The sequence below is a fragment of the Pseudomonas sp. B707 genome, from assembly GCF_022496685.1.
Taxonomy (GTDB): Bacteria; Pseudomonadota; Gammaproteobacteria; order Pseudomonadales; family Pseudomonadaceae; genus Aquipseudomonas; species Aquipseudomonas paraglycinae.
In genome coordinates, this window is record NZ_WTVE01000031.1 from 224574 (window position 1) to 242457 (window position 17884).

Sequence of the window (17884 nt, forward strand, 5' to 3'; positions counted from 1 at the left end):
AAGCGACAGACCGCCAACACCGAGCGATTATCGAACCGTCGACCGATAATCGCAATCGCCCTCGTCTCCTCGTTAAGGCGGTGCGGAACGGATTTGAACTTGGAACGCCGGTGCGGTTTAAGCGCCTTAGTTGTCCGACTAAATGGCGCCAGAAATCAAACACTGCGCAACGACGATGCAACTATTGATGAAAGTTGCACGTCACAAAACAATCACACATTCAGAACCGTTTTTAACTTGGCAAAGATAGGCAATCCCGATTCGGCCGCTATAATGCACCTTAGTGACACCGCGCTTTTATTTGCCGACGGTGCCACCCGCTGGCGCGATGTCCATCGCTGCCGGCCCCGGCCAGCGCCTGATGCTCATTATTCATGCACCGCCAGCGCGCTCGCTGAAACAGGAAACTGATGCTGCGTCAGTTTTAATCTGGTGCCGTAGCCGCCTGCAACATGGAAGTCCTGACCGTCTTCGCGACAACACCGCTGCCTGTCCGGGCGAGCGCTTGTTGGTGAACCGGTTAAATGATTCGTTGCAGTGCGTTCACCAGACATTTATCTCAACTCATACAGGTAGCACTGTGACGAAAGACGAACTGCGCGCGGAACTTGAGCGCCAGGAACAACGTTACAAGGAAGTTTACGGCGGGGAAGTCACCACCTACGCCGCCCAGCCCGAACCAGAACGCAAAGCCTGGCGAAAACGCCCTACCGTTCAGGATCAGGTCTTCCAGCAAGAACTGAAAAAAATGGAAGAGGAACTCAAAGCCGAAGAGCCGTGATGCCTTCCTTTGAGACTTTCGAGGGTAAGCGTACTCACCGGGTTACAAGCACGGTGGACTGACGATGCCTTGCGCGCCCGCTACCCGCGGGCAGCGGCCAACTCCCCTGTATTGCACAGGTCTGGAGCATGTCAGACGCGTTTCTCAGATATTTCATACAAGTTTCACCCCCCTCCCGACAACCGGCCAATCCGCCGGCGTCTCGCATTTTTATCAATGGAATCAACACCTTGCAAAACCCTGTAAAAAGCTTGGGTAATGCACCTTGATACAAATTAAATTGGCGAAGACGCTTACCGATGAGCAGGTAGGGGATCGATTTCCAGTCTTTTCTGGCATAATCGCGCCCCCTTATGACCGGGTCAGAAAACCTTCATGATCGATTTATTCAGCGGACTGGATGCCTGGGTGCTTGTGAGCCTCCTGCTCGCCCTGACATTTGTCCTCGCCTTCGAGTTCATCAATGGATTTCATGACACCGCTAACGCGGTAGCCACTGTTATCTACACCAAAGCGATGCCGCCTCACCTGGCGGTGTTCTTCTCGGGCGTGTTCAACTTCCTCGGCGTACTGCTGGGCGGCGTTGGCGTGGCGTATGCCATCGTGCACCTGCTGCCGGTAGAACTGTTGATCAACGTGAACACCGGCCATGGTCTGGCAATGGTGTTCTCGCTGCTCGCCGCCGCGATCGCCTGGAACCTGGGCACCTGGTACTTCGGTATCCCGGCCTCCAGTTCGCACACGCTGATCGGTTCGATCCTCGGTGTCGGCCTGGCCAACGCCCTGATCAACGAAATTCCACTGGCTGACGGCGTCAACTGGCAGAAAGCGATCGATATCGGCGCCTCGCTGGTGTTCTCGCCGATGGCCGGCTTCCTGATCGCCGCGCTGGTGCTGATCGGCCTGAAATGGTGGCGACCGCTGTCGAAGATGCACAAGACGCCGGAACAGCGCCGCAAGATCGACGACAAGAAGCACCCACCGTTCTGGAACCGCCTGGTCCTGGTAATCTCGGCCATGGCCGTGAGCTTCGTGCACGGTTCCAACGACGGCCAGAAAGGTATCGGCCTGATCATGCTGGTACTGATCGGTATCGTGCCTGCGCAGTTCGTACTCGACCTGAACAGCACCACTTACCAGATCGAACGTACTCGCGATGCGACCCTGCACCTGAGCCAGTTCTACAAGCGCAACGCCGACACCCTGGGCGAATTCCTGGCCCTGGGTAAAAGCGTGGAAGGCGACCTGCCGGAAAAATTCCGTTGCAACCCGCAACAGACCGAACCGACCATCGCCGCCCTGCTCGACACCCTCAAAGGTGTGGCGGACTACCACTCGCTGTCCGCTGAAAGCCGCATCGAAGTGCGTCGCTACCTGCTCTGCCTGGACGACACCGCGAAGAAAGTCAGCAAACTGCCAGGCCTCGCACCGCGTGAAAAAGCCGACCTGGACAAACTGCGCAAAGACCTGACCACCACCACCGAATACGCCCCGTTCTGGGTGATTCTGGCGGTCGCCCTGGCCTTGGGCCTGGGCACCATGGTCGGCTGGAAACGCGTGGTACTGACCATCGGCGAGAAGATCGGCAAACAAGGCATGACCTACTCGCAAGGCATGTCGGCCCAGATCACCACCGCCAGCCTGATCGGCCTGGCCAACATCTTCAGCCTGCCGGTGTCCACCACCCACGTCCTCTCCTCGGGCGTGGCCGGCACCATGGTCGCCAACAAAAGCGGCCTGCAAGGCGGCACGGTGAAAACCATCCTGCTGGCCTGGGTCCTGACCCTGCCAGCCACCGTGGCCCTGTCGGCCGGCCTGTTCTGGCTGGCGTCGAAGGCGCTGGGTAGCTGATAGATCGCTGCAGTGAAGAAGGCGTGATTCGAAAGGATCACGCCTTTTTTGTTGCCTTCAGAAATGGGACGCGGAGCGTCCCGGGCTGCATTCCCACGCAGAGCGTGGGAACGATCAAAGGCGAGACTTGAAAGGATCACACTTTTTTGTTGGCTTCAGAAATGGAACGCGGAGCGTCCCGGGCTGCATTCCCACGCAGAGCGTGGGAACGATCAAAGCAAAAGCAAAAGCAGTCGCTTTTCGCCTCTCACCACTCAAAACGATGAGCGTTAGCTCGAGTACCGCTTTTGACGTGCCGGCCCCATCGGAAGGCTGAGTGGAGGGATTGATCCGGGGGTGGGAGCGCAGCGACCGTGCGGCGCAGCCGCATGCATCGAGAGGAGGTGCAGCGAAGCAAACCGTAGGCGATGCCCCCGGATGAATCCCGGAACGAAGGAACGCCGAGCCACAGCGAGGCGCCGAACGCAGGGGCCAAGCCTTTTGCTTACTTTTTGGCGTTTGAAAAAGTGAGCCGCCGTAAGGGCGGAACCATAGGAAGCCGTTACCAAAAAAACGGATATTCACCCAAAACGAACCACAACTTGGTCGGCCCAAAGGCCGCCAAGACACAAAAAAAAAGGGCAACCGAAGTTGCCCAAAATGCCTTGCGTGCTCATCAAACCCGGAAGAATCAAGGCTTCTTGCGCTTGTTCGCATCCTTCCAGATAAAAAATCCAAACCCTGCAAAAAACAGAACCATCAGCCCCACAGTCAGGACCCCGGCAAACACCACGTTATCGAAAAACATGACTGGCCTCCTGGCCCCTGCTCTGCTGCGATGGAACTAAGTTAACCAATCAGGCAGGCGCAGGAATTGACCGGGATCAATGCCGGTCACCATGGGGAGGAAAGGAAGGGAAATAACTGACCTGCATCAACGGATGCAGGGGAGATCAACGCTTTTTCGGTTTGTTTTTCGGCTTTTTCTTCGGCTTACCCAAAGGCATGGCCTGCTCGAAAGCCTGGCGAACTTCATTCAGGCGCTTCTCGTTGAGGTCATGAACCCGCTTGGCGCGTTCGGTGTTGAGGTCAATCAGCTTGTCGTCTTGGCTCATGGCGTTCGGTGCATCGCTTGGACTGAATCACAACTGCCGGATCACCGACAGGACTGCGCCAATAATGCGGCCTGACGCAGGCGCTGACCAGCCACTGACCTAAACGCTCTACAACAATTCATGTACCGCCCACCGGATTTGCCCGCACAATCGGCGCCTCGCCCTGAACCCGAAGGATCTGCGCCGTGCCCCTGCATCAGGATCTGCCACCGCTGATGGCCTTGCGCGCCTTTGAGGCCGTGGCCCGCCATTTGAGTTTCATCAAGGCTGCCGATGAGCTGTCGGTGACCCAAAGCGCGATCAGCCATCAGGTGCACAAACTCGAAGAATTCCTCGATCAGCGACTGTTCGTGCGCCGCACCCGGGCGATCGATCTGACACCCGCCGGCGAACAGTATTACCTGCAAATCCAACCGGCCCTCACCGCGATTGCCGCCGCCACCCACGACCTGCGCGGCGAACGCCCCACCACCCTGCGCATCGGTCTGCTCGCCTCTTTCGCAACCCTGTGGCTGGCACCGCGTCTGGCGGACTTCAACGCGAAATACCCGAACATCCATGTCGAACTGCTGCCCGCCGTGCAACTGGCCGACGTCGATGCCGGCGAGGTGGATCTGGCGATCCGCTACGGCAAGGGCGGCTGGCCGAAAGTCCAGGCCCGGCGGTTCATGGCTGAAACCCTGACGCCGGTGTGCAGCCCGGCCTTCAAGGCCAAAGGCGTGAACAACGGGCCCTTGCTGATGGCCAAGTCGCACCAGCCGTTCGAATGGATCGACTGGCAGCAACACAGCGGCATCGATCTGGCTCATGTGCCCGGCGTCATGCTGCACGACTACAACATCGTCGTCGAAGCGGCCGTCGCCGGTCAGGGCATTGCCATGGGTCGCCAGCGAATGATCGAACGGCGGATCAAGGAAGGCGCGCTGGTGCCGGCCTTCGACACGCCGCCGATGCTCGGCGAGATCGGTTATTGGCTGGTCACCCCGCAACGCCCGCCCACATCGGCGGCGCACAGTTTCTGCCAGTGGCTGGAGGAAACCGCGAACGCATGAGTTTTTTGGATGCGTCGGATTAAATCTATCCGTTTGTCGCCCTTCGCTCTGACCAACATGCTGAAGCCCTCACTCAGGAGGACTTCCCATGACCGATTCCCTCAGCCAACGCGTGCAACAACTCGGCCTGCGCCTGCCCGAACCGAGCCAGCCGATCGCCAATTACGTCAACCATGTGGTCAGCCAGAATCAGTTGTTCATCTCCGGGCAGATTCCATTGCTCGACGGCAAACCTGCGTTCATCGGGAGACTGGGCGAAGCGATCTCCGACGAAGAAGGGGCCAACGCCGCTGAACTGGCTGCCCTGGGCCTGCTCGCCCAGTTGAGCCATGCACTGGGCGATGACCTGTCGAAACTGGTGCGCATCCTGCGCCTCGGAGTTTTCGTGGCCGCCACACCGGAATTCAAAGCTCAGGGCTTTGTCGCCAACGGCGCGTCGAACCTGCTGGTCAACGCCCTCGGCGACAAGGGCCGGCACGTGCGCACCGCAGTCGGCGTGTCGAGTCTGCCGGCCGGCGTCGCGGTGGAAATCGACGCGATCTTCGAGCTCAAGCCGTGAACCTCGACGACCTCTCGCGCCTGCGCGCCGCCACGCCCGGCTGCGCTCAGGTGATCCACTTCAACCACGCCGGCGCCTCGTTGCCGAGCCAAGCCACCCTCGATGCAGTGATCGAACAGTTGCAACACGAAGCACTCGGCGGGCCGATGGAAGCGGCAGACAACCGGGTACAGGAACGCGCGCGCAACGCGGCCGCCGCCCTGCTCAACGCCCAGCCCGAGGACATCGCCTTCGCCAGCAGCGGCTCGGCAGCCTGGAGCCAGGCGTTCAACGCGCTGGGGCCGTGGCAGCTCGGCGAGCGGATTCTGGTGGGTCGCCATGAATGGGCCGGCAACCTGGCGTGCATGGCCGAAGCGGTGAAGGCCGGCGCGCGGCTCGAAGTGATTCCTTGTGACGCCCACGGCGCGGTCGACCCGCAAGCCCTGGCGCAGATGATCGACGGCCAGGTACGCCTGATCGCCCTGACCTGGCTGCCGGCCAACGGTGGCCTGATCAACCCCGCCGCGCAGATCGGCAGCGTGGCGCGGCGCCACGGCATTCCTTATTTCATCGACGCCGGTCAGGCGCTGGGGCAGTTGCCCTGCGATGTTCAGGCCTTGCAGTGCGATGTGCTCAAGGGTGCGGGTCGCAAGTTCCTGCGCGGGCCGCGCGGCACGGCGTTGATGTACATCCGGGCGCAATTTCTGCAACGACTGCTCCCCGTGCAACGCGATGTATTGTCGGCGCCCTGGGACGGCAAGCGCTTTACCCTGCGTGACGACGCGCGCCGCTTTGAAACCAGCGAGGTGTCGCTGGCGCTACTGGCCGGTCTGGCCAATGCGCTGGAGGAGCACAATCGCCTCGGCGCGTTCGCGATCCGCCAACGCATCGCACACCTGAGCAATGGACTGCGCCAACGCCTGAAGGCGATTCCCGGCCTGACGCTGCGGAATCTCGGAACGGCGAATCAACAATCCGGGCTGATCGCCTTCACGCTTGAAGGCTGGGACAGCGTGGCGCTCAAGCAGACGTTGGCCGAACGGCGAATCAACATCGGCGCCAATGGCGTGGCCTACACGCCGCTGGACATGCAGGCGCGCAGGCTGACGAATATTGCGCGGGTGGCGGTGAGCTACTTGAACACGCAAGAAGAGATCGACGTGTTGCTGGAAAACCTGACGGAACTGGCCGCCCGGCCTCAGATTTCGATGTCGACCCAAAGCCCCTGACGCGGCTGATCCTCCATCAACGGCGCCACCGGCACGGTGTTGTCGGCATTCAGTTCGGTGCCGGGCACGGCGAGGTGCGCTTCGGGGTCGTCGTCGGCTTCACGGCGCCGGCGATCACGTTCCTGCTGGCGGCGCTGCTCTTCGCGCAGCAGATAGCCGTCCTCTTCCGGGTCGCGTTTTTGCAGGTCGATGGTGCTTTCGTTGGAGCTTTCCTGCACCGGCACCACAGGGGGAATATCCGGTCGCTGGCGGATCGGATCCTGCTGGGAGGTGATCGGCACGGCGCTCAGGGGGAGCATCGGTGGCAGCATATGAGGGTCTCCTGTCAGCAGGTTATCGGCGGCGCCAGGGGTGCCTTGAGCCATCGGTCGCAAACTTGTGACCGGTTTGGCACTCAAGGGTGCCTCAACATCCCGTAAAACCGATGCATGACCTAATCTTCCCTGCAATTGGCCGATTGCGGTTAAAAGCCGGGCCGAGGCTCCTTATCCTTTGGCCTCGGGCCCTCATTCCGTTAAGATAGCCCGCTTTTTCAAGGTGGGAGTCAGGCAGCATGGCGCAGCAGTATCAACCGGGGCAACGCTGGATCAGTGACAGCGAAGCAGAGCTTGGTTTAGGCACCGTTCTGGCACAGGACGGCCGCTTGTTGACCGTGCTTTACCCGGCCACTGGCGAGACTCGCCAGTACGCGCTACGGAATGCGCCCCTCACCCGCGTGCGGTTCTCGCCCGGCGACTCGATCACTCACTTCGAAGGCTGGAAGATGACTGTCCAGCAAGTCGACGACGTCGACGGCCTGATGGTCTATCACGGCCTCAACGCGCAAAACGAAGCGGTCACCCTGCCGGAAACCCAGCTGTCGAACTTCATTCAGTTCCGTCTGGCCAGCGACCGTCTGTTCGCCGGCCAGATCGACCCGCTGGCCTGGTTCTCCCTGCGCTATCACACCCTGGAACACACCAGCCGCCAGTTGCAGTCCGCGCTGTGGGGCCTGGGCGGCGTGCGTGCACAACCGATCGCCCACCAGTTGCACATTGCCCGTGAAGTCGCCGACCGTATCGCGCCGCGCGTATTGCTGGCGGACGAAGTGGGTCTGGGCAAGACCATCGAAGCCGGCCTGGTGATCCATCGCCAGCTGCTGTCGGGCCGCGCCAACCGCGTGCTGATCCTCGTACCGGAAAACCTCCAGCACCAATGGCTGGTGGAAATGCGCCGCCGCTTCAACCTGCAGGTTGCGCTGTTCGACGAAGAACGCTTCATCGAAAGCGATGCCACCAACCCGTTCGAAGACACCCAGCTGGCCCTGGTGGCGCTGGAGTGGCTGGTCGACGACGAAAAGGCGCAAGACGCGCTGTTCGCTGCCGGTTGGGACCTGATGGTGGTCGACGAAGCCCACCACCTGGTGTGGCACGAAGAGAAAGTCAGCCCGGAATACTCGCTGGTTGAACAGCTGGCCGAAGTCATTCCCGGCGTGCTGCTGCTCACCGCCACCCCCGAACAACTCGGTCAGGACAGCCACTTCGCCCGTCTGCGCCTGCTCGACCCGAACCGTTTCCATGACCTGGCCGCCTTCCGCGCCGAGAGCGAAAACTATCGCCCGGTGGCCGAAGCCGTTCAGGAGCTGCTGGACAAGGGTCGCCTGTCGCCGGCCGCGCACAAGACTATCCACGGTTTCCTCGGCAACGAAGGTGAAGCCCTGCTCACCGCCGTCAACGATGGCGACACCGAAGCCAGCGCCCGCCTCGTGCGTGAACTGCTCGACCGCCACGGCACCGGCCGCGTGCTGTTCCGTAACACCCGCGCCGCCGTGCAGGGTTTCCCGGAGCGCAAACTGCACCCGTACCCGCTGCCGTGCCCGGACGAATACCTCGAACTGCCGCTGGGCGAACACGCCGAGCTGTACCCGGAAGTTAGCTTCCAGGCCCAGCCGGACGCCAGCGAAGAAGAACGCTGGTGGAAATTCGACCCGCGCGTCGAGTGGCTGATCGACCAGCTGAAAATGCTCAAGCGCACCAAAGTGCTGGTGATCTGCGCCCACGCCGAAACCGCGATGGACCTGGAAGACGCCCTGCGCGTGCGCTCCGGGATCCCGGCCACGGTGTTCCACGAAGGCATGAACATCCTCGAGCGTGACCGCGCCGCCGCCTACTTCGCCGACGAAGAATTTGGCGCGCAGGTGCTGATCTGCTCGGAAATCGGCAGTGAAGGTCGCAACTTCCAGTTCGCCCACCATCTGGTGCTGTTCGATCTGCCGTCGCACCCGGACCTGCTGGAGCAGCGGATCGGTCGTCTCGACCGGATCGGCCAGAAGCACATCATCGAACTGCACGTGCCGTACCTGGAAACCAGCCCGCAAGAGCGCCTGTTCCAGTGGTACCACGAAGCCCTGAACGCGTTCCTCAACACCTGCCCGACCGGCAACGCCTTGCAACATCAGTTCGGTCCGCGCCTGCTGCCGCTGCTCGAAGAAGCCGACGACGGCGAGTGGCAAGCGCTGATCGACGAGGCGCGCACCGAGCGCGAGCGTCTGGAAGCCGAGCTGCACACCGGTCGCGACCGTCTGCTGGAACTCAACTCCGGCGGCGCCGGCGAAGGTGAAGCGCTGGTCGAGGACATCCTCGAACAGGACGATCAGTTCGCCCTGCCGATCTACATGGAAACCCTGTTCGACGCGTTCGGCATCGACAGCGAAGACCATTCGGAAAACGCCCTGATCCTCAAGCCGAGCGAGAAGATGCTCGACGCCAGCTTCCCGCTGGGCGACGACGAAGGCGTGACCATCACCTACGACCGCAACCAGGCGCTGTCACGCGAGGACATGCAGTTCATCACCTGGGAACACCCGATGGTGCAGGGCGGCATGGATCTGGTGCTGTCCGGTTCGATGGGCAACACCGCCGTCGCGCTGATCAAGAACAAGGCGCTCAAGCCTGGCACCGTGCTGCTGGAATTGCTCTATGTCAGCGAAGTGGTTGCCCCGCGCTCGCTGCAACTGGGCCGTTACCTGCCGCCGGCCGCCCTGCGCTGCCTGCTCGATGCCAACGGCAACGACCTGTCGTCGCGCGTGGCGTTCGAAACCCTGAACGATCAACTGGAAAGCGTGCCGCGCGCCAGCGCCAACAAGTTCATCCAGGCCCAGCGCGATCAGCTGACGCCACGGATCAACGCCGGTGAAGACAAGGTCACCCCGCGCCACGCCGAGCGCGTGGCCGAGGCCCGCCGCCGTCTGGCAGCCGACACCGACGAAGAACTGGCACGCCTGACCGCATTGCAGGCGGTCAACCCGACTGTACGCGACAGCGAACTGGACGCCCTGCGCAAGCAGCGCGAACAAGGTCTGGCGATGCTCGACAAGGCAGCACTGCGACTGGAAGCGATCCGGGTACTGGTGGCAGGCTAAACCGCCCTGCTCCATCGCCAAAAACGAAAAGGCCCGCAGCGATGCGGGCCTTTTTGTTTGCCTGTCCCCCCGCCGATCGTTCCCACGCTCCGCGTGGGAATGCCTCAAGGGACGCTCCGCGTTCCAGCTCTCGAATGGGACGCAGAGCGTCCCGGGCTGCATTCCCACGCGGAGCGTGGGAACGATCAGGCGATGCAGGTCATCAAGCGGTAACGGCCTGACTCTGCGGCTCAACCACCGCCACCAGCCCCTCCTTCATCCGCTTCGCATCCCGCACAAAACAGCGTGAGGCGAGGAACAGGAACACCATGGTCAGGAACAACGCCACCGGGATCAGGTACATCGCATCATGCAGGCCGACGGCCTTGAACGCCTCGGTCATCTGCTCGGCGCCTGCCGAGACCATCGCCGATTTCGCGAAGTGATCCGACAAACCGCCGACCACCACCGGCCCCAGACCGCCACCGAGCAAATACAACCCGGCAAAGAACAGCGCCATCGCCGTGGCTCGCAGGCGTGGTTCGACCACGTCTTGAATCGCCGTGTACACACAGGTGTAGAAGTTGTAGGCGAACAGCCAGCCGACGCTGAACACCGCGACAAACACCCCGATCTCAATACGCCCGGCATGCAGCGCCCACGCCGTACAAAGGGTGGAGATGATCAGACTGAACGCGGCAAACAGCAGTCGGCCGTTGGCCACCCGCTGGTGAATCTTGTCGGCGATCCAGCCGCCGAGGGTCAGGCCGATCAACCCGGTTACACCGACGATCACCCCGGTCGCCACTGCCGCTTCCTGCAACGGCATCAGGAAGTAACGCTGGAGCATCGGCACCAGAAAAGAATTGCAGGCGTAGGTCGCAAAGTTGAAGCACAGCCCGGCCATCACCAGCCACAGGAAGGTCGGCACGGCAAGAATCCGGCGGATCGGCTTGTCGACTTTCTCCTGCGACACCTGCACGGTTTCCGCTGCGCCACGTTTGGGTTCCTTGATGAAGAACATGAACACCGCCAGCAGCAGCCCCGGTACGGCGGCGATGAAGAACGGCGCGCGCCAGCTGTCGAACGCCTTGACCATCCAGCCGATGGTGAAGAAGGCCAGCAGCAGCCCCAACGGCAGGCCAAGCATGAAAATGCCCATGGCCCGGGCCCGGCGATGAGCCGGGAACAGGTCGCCGATCAGCGAGTTGGCGGCGGGTGCGTAACTCGCTTCACCGATGCCGATGCCCATGCGCACCAGCAGGAAACTCCAGAAACTGCCGACCAGACCGTTGACCGCCGTCAGCGCGCTCCAGGTCGCCAGGCCCCAGCCCATCAGTTTGCTGCGCGAGCCAGTGTCGGCCATGCGTCCCAGCGGCAGGCCGGCAATGGCATAAACGATGGTGAACGCAGTGCCGACAATCCCCAGCTGAAAGTCGCTGAGGTGCCATTCCATGCGGATCGGTTCGATGATGATCGCCGGGATGGTGCGATCGAAGAAGTTGAACAGGTTGGCGAGGAACAGCAGGAACAGAATGCGCCAGGCATTCGCCGCTTGGGTCGAGTTCTGCATGGGTCCGTCTCTTTATTGTTATTAGGGCTTCACTGCCAACGCATCCGAGCCCGGAACCTGCAATCTAGTCACGCTCGTCGGAGCTGTCTGTGATCATTCGTCAGCCTGATAACGGGCCATGGCCGTGTAACGAAACGTAAGCCCTTGAAATGCTTCGAATCCCCCTAAAACCGGGGGTTTTGCGGAAAAATCCGGCAATGAAAAAATACTTTCTCGCCCCCCTTCCCAACGCCGTGGCAAAGCCTAGAATGGCCGCCGGATCCGTCCGGATCCTGCCGATCAATCCCTTTGATACCCCCGCCCATGTCCGAAGTCAGTCCGTGTCTGAATTGCGGTGCCTGCTGTTCCCATTTTCGTGTTTCTTTTTTCTGGGGTGAATGCGCATCCTCCGGCGGGACCGTACCCGATGAACTGGTCACCCAGATCACGCCCAGCCGGGTCGCGATGATCGGCACCGACCGCAAGGCGCCGCGCTGCACCGCGCTGGAGGGTGAGGTCGGAAAGTCGGTGGCCTGCACGATCTACGACAAGCGTTCCAGCCCCTGCCGCGAGTTCGAAGCGTCGTGGGAAAACGGCGAACGGAACACCGACTGCGACAAGGCGCGGGCCCGTTTCGGCCTGCCGCCGCTGCAACCGCACTGGAATGAAGTCGCCTGAGTTCAGGCGTTTCAACGCTTAGCGCCAAACGCTATGACGCTCATGCCAAAATCATTAGCGCCAATGTGCCACTACCGCTTGCACGCCAAAAACCGCCTCTATACTGCAAACATTCGCCTGCGTTGATGACGCAGTAAGGACGCACTCAGAGACGGGGCATGCTATGGAGTGGCTTGGTTTGCAATTTGTTGCCGAGCAGCCGGAGAGCGGGCAGGTCATCCTCAATTGCACACACAATCCCCTGTTGGTGCTGGTGGCCTACCTGGTCGCCTGCGCCGCGAGTTTTGCTACCCTCGACATGGCCGAACGGGTCGTCCACGCTGAAGAACCCGGTTCGCAACGCCTGTGGCGCTGGATCGGCGCAACCTGCCTGGCCGGCGGCATCTGGGCCATGCACTTCATCAGCATGCTGGCGTTCCAGGCGCCGATCGACATCCATTACGACCTGCCCGTGACCCTGTTTTCCCTGGTGATCGCGTTACTGGCGTCCTGGCTGGCCATGCACACCCTCAGCCATCCACAGCCGAGCCTGCTGCAATACCTCAAGACCGCTATCGTCATCGGCCTGGGCATCGCCGGCATGCACTACGTAGGCATGGCCGCCATCGAATCCGCCGCCACGGCTTACTACGAGCCCATCCTGTTCGTGTCATCGATCGTGATCGCCATCGGCGCCAGCTTCGCCGCACTGCGGGTGGCCGGTTACTTGCGCGAAGGCAGCGGCCTGCACATCCAGATGCTCAAGTACGTGGCGGCGCTGATTCTCGGTGCGGGCATCCTCAGCATGCATTTCACCGGCATGGCGGCGCTGCAACTGGTGCTGCCCGAGGGGCAATCGCCGACATTGGCGTCGCAAACCAGTCACCTGCAACTGGGCCTGACTGTTGCGCTGATCACATTGCTGATTCTCGGCAGCGCCATCAGCGCCGCATTGGCCGACAAGAAGCTGCAGAACAAGGAGCACGATCTGCGCCGGGTCAACGCCCTGCTCAGCCAGCTCGATCAGGCGCGCATGTCGCTGCAACACGTGGCCAATTACGACGCCCTGACCAATCTGATCAACCGGCGCGGTTTCAATCAGATCTTCGCCGAAAAGCTGAGCCAGAAATCCAGCGAAGGCGGGATGCTCGCGGTGATGTTTCTCGACATCGACCACTTCAAACGCATCAACGACAGCCTCGGCCATGACGCCGGCGATGAACTGCTCAAGGTTATCGCCCAGCACATCAAGGGTTCGGTGCGCAGCCATGAAGACGTGGTCGCGCGGTTCGGCGGCGACGAGTTCTGCATCCTCATCGGTCTGCGCGACCGCGAGGAAGCGCGCAACCTGGCCCAGCGCATCATGCTCAAGATGAAAGAGCCGATTGAGCTCGCCGGACGACGCATGGTGATGACCACCAGCATCGGCATCAGCCTGTTTCCCGAAGACGGGTCCACCTGCGATGAACTGCTCAAGCATGCGGATCTGGCGCTGTACCAGTCCAAGGGCGCCGGGCGCAACGGCGTACACTTCTTCGATTCCAACCTGAAGAATCGCGCCAGCCTCGAACTGCAACTGGAAGAGGAACTGCGCCATGCCCTGCGTCAGGAGAACGGTCTGCTGCTGTATTACCAGCCGATCTTCGAACTCAAGACCGGCAAGGTCACCAAGCTCGAAGCGCTGATCCGCTGGCAGCACCCGGTGCACGGCCTGCTCACCCCGGATCGCTTCATCGCCATCGCCGAAAACAACGGCCTGATTGCCGAACTCGACAACTGGGTGTTGCGCAAGGCCTGTGAAGACCTCGGCGAGCTGTCGCGTCATGGTTGCGATGATCTGAAGATTGCCTGGAACTGCTCACCGCTGAATCTGGCCCGGGAAGAACTGGCCAATGAAATCGAGCATGCCTTGCGCAGCGCCGGAGTCGCCCCGGAACGGCTGGAACTGGAAGTCACCGAAAACGCCTTGATGGGCAACATCGCCAACACGCTGGTGCTGCTGCGGCAGATCCGCGCCCTCGGCGTGTCACTGTCGATCGACGACTTCGGCACCGGCTATTCGTCGCTCGCCTATCTCAAACGCCTGCCACTCAACACCCTGAAAGTCGACCGTTCGTTCATCCTCGACATCCCCAAGGCCAGCGCCGACATGGAGATCGTCCAGGCGATCATCGTCATGGCGCATACCCTGCACTTGCAGGTGGTCACCGAAGGCGTCGAAAGCCTGGAGCAATACGAATTCCTGGAGCGCTCGGGCTGCGACTTCATTCAGGGTTACCTGCTCAGCCGCCCGGTGCCACTGGCCGAACTGCGCCCGGTGCTGGAGGAAATCAACCAGCGCAAACACGCGCACACGGTCAATCCGCTGAGTTTGGCGCGCGGTACATTTGCACCAGTGTCGCTGGATCCTTCTGCAAAAAGCCCTGCGCCCCATGCAGGCGCATCAGTTGTGCGGCCAATCCGCTGATCGGCGTGGCCGAACCGGTTTCCCGGGAAAACTTCACCGCGGTATCCAGATCCTTGAGCAGCGTGCGCACGTGCCACTTCACCGGCTCGAAACGGCTTTCGGCCATTTGCGGAGCGAGGATCTGCAACGGTCTGGAATCGGCAAAACCTCCGGCCAGCGCCTCGGCGATCAGGCTGGCATCGACTCCGGCCTGCTCGGCCAGCGCCACCACTTCGGCGATTACCAAGGCGTTGCAGGCGACGATCATCTGATTGCAGGCCTTGGTCACCTGACCGGCGCCGACGCCGCCCATGTGCGTAACGCGCTGCCCGAGTTCGAGCAACACCGGGCGTACGCGATCAAGATCCGCTGCATCACCGCCGACCATGATCGCCAGACTTCCGGCTTCGGCCCCGACAACACCGCCAGAGACGGGCGAGTCGAGCCAGGCCATGCCTGTCTTGTCGGCCAGCTCGGCCGCCATTTCACGGGTCGCCGTCGGTTCGAGGCTGGAAAAATCCACCAGCAACTGACCGGGTTTCGCCCCCTCAGCCACGCCGGCCGGACCGAACACCACTTCGCGCACCACCGCCGTGTCCGCCAGGCACAGCATCACCACGTCAGCCTGTTCACAGAGTTCAGCAGGGGTCGCCACCTGCCGGGCGCCGGCCTCGACCAGCGGCGCGCACTTGGCCGGGTTGCGGTTCCACACGGTCAGCGGATAACCGGCGGCCAGCAAGCGGCGGCACATCGGCAGGCCCATCAGGCCGATTCCGGCAAACCCCAACGAAGGTCGCGTTGACATCATTTAGCCTCCTTTTGATTAAAGATCGCCGAATAATGGCCGATTCATCATCGATCAGGAAAGGATTCCCCCGCGCGGCACTCAGGCAAAGTCCCTGACGCACGGGCAAAGCACGCGCAGAAAAAAGACGCGAGATTCCCATTCCGTGAGGCTCGACGACAGCGGTCGTTGATCCAACCAGTCCAGGTATATGGCGCACAATGACTTCTAAAAACAATCCGGCCACTGCGGTATCCGATCTGACTCTGAGCCCTGCGGCGAACAGCCCTGCCCCGATGAAGCCATTGCCACCTTCGCGCCCGCTGGGCACCCAGCAATACCTGTACTTCACCGAAACCAACACCGACCGCATCCTCGACAACCTCGATGGCCTGCGTGACCTGGTGTTCCCGCGCCCGCCGCACCTGGAAGGCGACAACGAACAGCACAACGATCAGGAATTCCCGTCGGTGTGCCTGATCGGCCTCGGTCGCTGCGGCTCCAACATCGCCCTCGACGTGGCGGAGCTGGTGTACAACGCGCGCAAGTTCTACCTCAACGAATTCAACAACGAAGATCGCGCGGCTGACCGTCGCCTGGCCTCCGACAAAGGCTACAGCCCGGCCCAATGGATCAAGCAGAACCTGCGGATCGGCCCGAACAAGTCGACCAAACCGGTGTTCCTCGTGGAACCGCTGGTGATGCTCGGCGATCTCGACAAGGACATTGCAGGGCGTATCCGTTTCTCGCGCAAGGGCGAAAAAAGCGGTTTCCTGCGCGACTACAGCAAGATGAAGATCATGGACTTGTCGGAAGTCCACGCCGGTGGCGCCGGTAACGCGCCGATCCTCGGCCAGTACCTGGCGAAGATCATCCTGAACAAGGACACCCAGCGTTTCTCCAGCCCTGACTGGAAAATGATCCACTCGTACCTGATCGACAGCTGCGGCATCAAGGCCAACCAGTCGCGCCTGTATTTCTCGATCTTCAGTGCCGGCGGCGGTACCGGTTCGGGCATGGCCTCTGAATTCGGCCTGGCCCAGCAGCACTCGTACATGAACAAGACGTTCGACACCAAGCCGATGGACGAGCATGACGGCAAGAGCGGTCATTCCTTCGTGTTCGAACCGATCTTCACCAGCGGCATCTGCGTGCTGCCGAACATTTCCGACCACCGCAGCGAAATGTCCGAGGCGCTGCACATCAACGCCGGCCGGCTGCTGTGCAAATACCTCTCGGAAGAATGGGATTTCTCGTACAACTTCGCCAACGAAGACAGCAGCGAAGCCAGCGTCATGGGCCGTATCCGCCCATGGAACGCAATGATGCTGATCTCCAACGACATCATGCGTTATGCCGAAGAGAGCGATGACGGCAACATCCAGAACATTGATGTCAATGCGATGGAGAAGCACGCCAACCAGTACATTTCGCAGCAGATCTTCAACATTCTGACGGCCCAGGCCGTCACGACCGACTACGACCAGAACTATTTCCGTCGCGCCGGCATCGACATCGGCGAGACCATTCGCCTGGACGCCAACGACCTGTTCATGAGTCTGGCCGGCCCGGTGGCGATTGCCTATGCAGAATCGGTAGTGCCGGAAACCCCGCCGCCGAGCAGCGACAAGTTCAAGGTGTTCGACAAAGAGCCGCAGCGCCTGAACATCGACGACCTGTTCTTCCGCTCGATCGACCTGCCGCACTTCAACAAGGTGACCCAGGCCATCGAAGGCATCAGCCTGCTGCCGATCGAATCCAAGCGTTATCGTGCGTCGCTGGAGCAATACAAGAACTCCGGCTACGACGCGGCTGCGCTGCACGACCTGCACTTCTTCAAGAACTGCTCGTCGGTGGTCTCGATCGTTTCGCTGCCAAAAGACTACAAGCTGTCGTACATGGACCTGAACCGGTTGAAGACCCACCTCAACAGCCTGTTCCCCAACACCACGCTCAAGCGCTACGCGCTGGTGATCGGCGCCTCGGCCAACCTGTCGCTGACCACCCTGATCGCCAAGAGCCCGTGCCTGTCGGACGACTTCCTGACGCTGATCGTGGCATTCATCAAGCGTTGCTTCGCCAAGACCCCGTACCGTTTCGACGAGACCCTGGACAACTCGATCCTCGATTTCATCATTCAGGAAGAGTTCGACGAAGACCGCATCGACGACCTGCTCAACGAATTCGAAAACCCGGCGAAGATCCTCGATACCAACTGGTACGCGATCAAGCCGATGTACGAGAAGAAGTACCGCGAGTTGATCAACGACAAAGAGAAGTTTGTCTCGATCAATGACATTCGCCTGTCGCGCGATTGCGTGAAAAAGTCGATCAAGTACCTGCGCGAGATCTACCGTCACCGGATCGGCAAGACCAAGGTTATTTCCCTCAATAACCATACCGGCAAGTCTTATTCGGTCTGATCCGGGACCGGGTCGCCCTCATCGCTGGCAAGCCAGCGATGAGGCCCTGAAATTCACTGAAAATTTCAGCCTTTCCAACATCCCGAAACAATTAAGCA

General features: G+C 61.0%; 14 protein-coding genes. 9 read left to right on the plus strand and 5 right to left on the minus strand.

Annotated features, from left to right (window positions below):
* The first annotated feature begins 580 nt into the window (after positions 1-580).
* Positions 581-781, plus strand: coding sequence for a hypothetical protein (locus GQX66_RS20050; RefSeq protein ID WP_007957826.1), 201 nt, complete (start codon positions 581-583; stop codon positions 779-781).
* 375 nt (positions 782-1156) lie between these two features.
* Positions 1157-2632 (plus strand): inorganic phosphate transporter, encoded by a 1476-nt coding sequence (locus GQX66_RS20055; protein WP_102718207.1) that lies wholly within the window; start codon positions 1157-1159, stop codon positions 2630-2632.
* A 670-nt stretch (positions 2633-3302) separates the two neighbouring features.
* Here the strand turns inward: GQX66_RS20055 and ccoM are convergent.
* Together ccoM and GQX66_RS20060 are read right to left on the minus strand one after the other, a co-directional pair.
* Positions 3303-3419, minus strand: a complete 117-nt coding sequence (gene ccoM / locus GQX66_RS28525; protein WP_007959205.1) for a cytochrome c oxidase subunit CcoM — start codon at positions 3417-3419, stop codon at positions 3303-3305.
* Positions 3420-3564: 145 nt separating this feature from the next.
* Positions 3565-3726, minus strand: a complete 162-nt coding sequence (locus GQX66_RS20060; protein WP_007959203.1) for a hypothetical protein — start codon at positions 3724-3726, stop codon at positions 3565-3567.
* A gap of 185 nt (positions 3727-3911) precedes the next feature.
* Between GQX66_RS20060 and GQX66_RS20065 the strand changes: the two genes are divergently transcribed.
* From GQX66_RS20065 to GQX66_RS20075, 3 genes are all read left to right on the plus strand, one after another.
* On the plus strand, positions 3912-4778 hold the full coding sequence (locus GQX66_RS20065) for a LysR substrate-binding domain-containing protein (protein ID WP_240870890.1): 867 nt from the start codon (positions 3912-3914) through the stop codon (positions 4776-4778).
* Between the two features lie 88 nt (positions 4779-4866).
* Positions 4867-5337 (plus strand): RidA family protein, encoded by a 471-nt coding sequence (locus GQX66_RS20070; RefSeq protein WP_085748198.1) that lies wholly within the window; start codon positions 4867-4869, stop codon positions 5335-5337.
* On the plus strand, positions 5334-6545 hold the full coding sequence (locus GQX66_RS20075; RefSeq protein ID WP_240870893.1) for an aminotransferase class V-fold PLP-dependent enzyme: 1212 nt from the start codon (positions 5334-5336) through the stop codon (positions 6543-6545). The genes GQX66_RS20070 and GQX66_RS20075 overlap by 4 nt, the downstream gene beginning before the upstream one ends.
* Here the strand turns inward: GQX66_RS20075 and GQX66_RS20080 are convergent.
* The gene (locus GQX66_RS20080) at positions 6515-6856 is read right to left on the minus strand and encodes a hypothetical protein (RefSeq protein ID WP_007959194.1); all 342 of its coding nucleotides are present in this window, start codon (positions 6854-6856) and stop codon (positions 6515-6517) included. The two genes, GQX66_RS20075 and GQX66_RS20080, sit on opposite strands and share 31 nt — an antisense overlap.
* A 242-nt stretch (positions 6857-7098) precedes the next feature.
* On the opposite strand from GQX66_RS20080, the gene rapA reads away from it, so the two are divergent.
* Complete coding sequence (gene rapA / locus GQX66_RS20085) at positions 7099-9945, plus strand: RNA polymerase-associated protein RapA (RefSeq protein WP_102686611.1); 2847 nt, start codon at positions 7099-7101, stop codon at positions 9943-9945.
* Positions 9946-10147: 202 nt separating this feature from the next.
* On the opposite strand, the gene GQX66_RS20090 is transcribed toward rapA, so the two are convergent.
* Complete coding sequence (locus tag GQX66_RS20090) at positions 10148-11497, minus strand: MFS transporter (protein WP_240870896.1); 1350 nt, start codon at positions 11495-11497, stop codon at positions 10148-10150.
* A 303-nt stretch (positions 11498-11800) separates the two neighbouring features.
* Here GQX66_RS20090 and GQX66_RS20095 point away from each other — a divergent pair, with 303 nt between their 5' ends.
* Together GQX66_RS20095 and GQX66_RS20100 are read left to right on the plus strand one after the other, a co-directional pair.
* The gene (locus GQX66_RS20095; RefSeq protein ID WP_134021698.1) at positions 11801-12154 is read left to right on the plus strand and encodes a YkgJ family cysteine cluster protein; all 354 of its coding nucleotides are present in this window, start codon (positions 11801-11803) and stop codon (positions 12152-12154) included.
* Positions 12155-12317: 163 nt separating this feature from the next.
* The gene (locus GQX66_RS20100) at positions 12318-14600 is read left to right on the plus strand and encodes a bifunctional diguanylate cyclase/phosphodiesterase (protein ID WP_240870900.1); all 2283 of its coding nucleotides are present in this window, start codon (positions 12318-12320) and stop codon (positions 14598-14600) included.
* On the opposite strand, the gene GQX66_RS20105 is transcribed toward GQX66_RS20100, so the two are convergent.
* The gene (locus GQX66_RS20105) at positions 14491-15387 is read right to left on the minus strand and encodes an NAD(P)-dependent oxidoreductase (protein WP_166673423.1); all 897 of its coding nucleotides are present in this window, start codon (positions 15385-15387) and stop codon (positions 14491-14493) included. The genes GQX66_RS20100 and GQX66_RS20105 overlap by 110 nt on opposite strands.
* A 197-nt stretch (positions 15388-15584) precedes the next feature.
* Here GQX66_RS20105 and GQX66_RS20110 point away from each other — a divergent pair, with 197 nt between their 5' ends.
* Positions 15585-17786 (plus strand): hypothetical protein, encoded by a 2202-nt coding sequence (locus tag GQX66_RS20110; RefSeq protein ID WP_011332804.1) that lies wholly within the window; start codon positions 15585-15587, stop codon positions 17784-17786.
* The last annotated feature ends 98 nt before the right edge of the window (positions 17787-17884 follow it).

Bases quoted from the DNA above. Each gene is read 5' to 3' on its own strand.
- GQX66_RS20090 (WP_240870896.1), bottom strand. From the start codon at position 11,497: ATGCAGAACTCGACCCAAGCGGCGAATGCCTGGCGCATTCTGTTCCTG.
- GQX66_RS20110 (WP_011332804.1), top strand. From the start codon at position 15,585: ATGACTTCTAAAAACAATCCGGCCACTGCGGTATCCGATCTGACTCTG.
- GQX66_RS20070 (WP_085748198.1), top strand. From the start codon at position 4,867: ATGACCGATTCCCTCAGCCAACGCGTGCAACAACTCGGCCTGCGCCTG.
- GQX66_RS20095 (WP_134021698.1), top strand. From the start codon at position 11,801: ATGTCCGAAGTCAGTCCGTGTCTGAATTGCGGTGCCTGCTGTTCCCAT.
- rapA (WP_102686611.1), top strand. From the start codon at position 7,099: ATGGCGCAGCAGTATCAACCGGGGCAACGCTGGATCAGTGACAGCGAA.
- GQX66_RS20080 (WP_007959194.1), bottom strand. From the start codon at position 6,856: ATGCTGCCACCGATGCTCCCCCTGAGCGCCGTGCCGATCACCTCCCAG.
- GQX66_RS20055 (WP_102718207.1), top strand. From the start codon at position 1,157: ATGATCGATTTATTCAGCGGACTGGATGCCTGGGTGCTTGTGAGCCTC.
- GQX66_RS20060 (WP_007959203.1), bottom strand. From the start codon at position 3,726: ATGAGCCAAGACGACAAGCTGATTGACCTCAACACCGAACGCGCCAAG.
- GQX66_RS20100 (WP_240870900.1), top strand. From the start codon at position 12,318: ATGGAGTGGCTTGGTTTGCAATTTGTTGCCGAGCAGCCGGAGAGCGGG.
- ccoM (WP_007959205.1), bottom strand. From the start codon at position 3,419: ATGTTTTTCGATAACGTGGTGTTTGCCGGGGTCCTGACTGTGGGGCTG.
- GQX66_RS20105 (WP_166673423.1), bottom strand. From the start codon at position 15,387: ATGATGTCAACGCGACCTTCGTTGGGGTTTGCCGGAATCGGCCTGATG.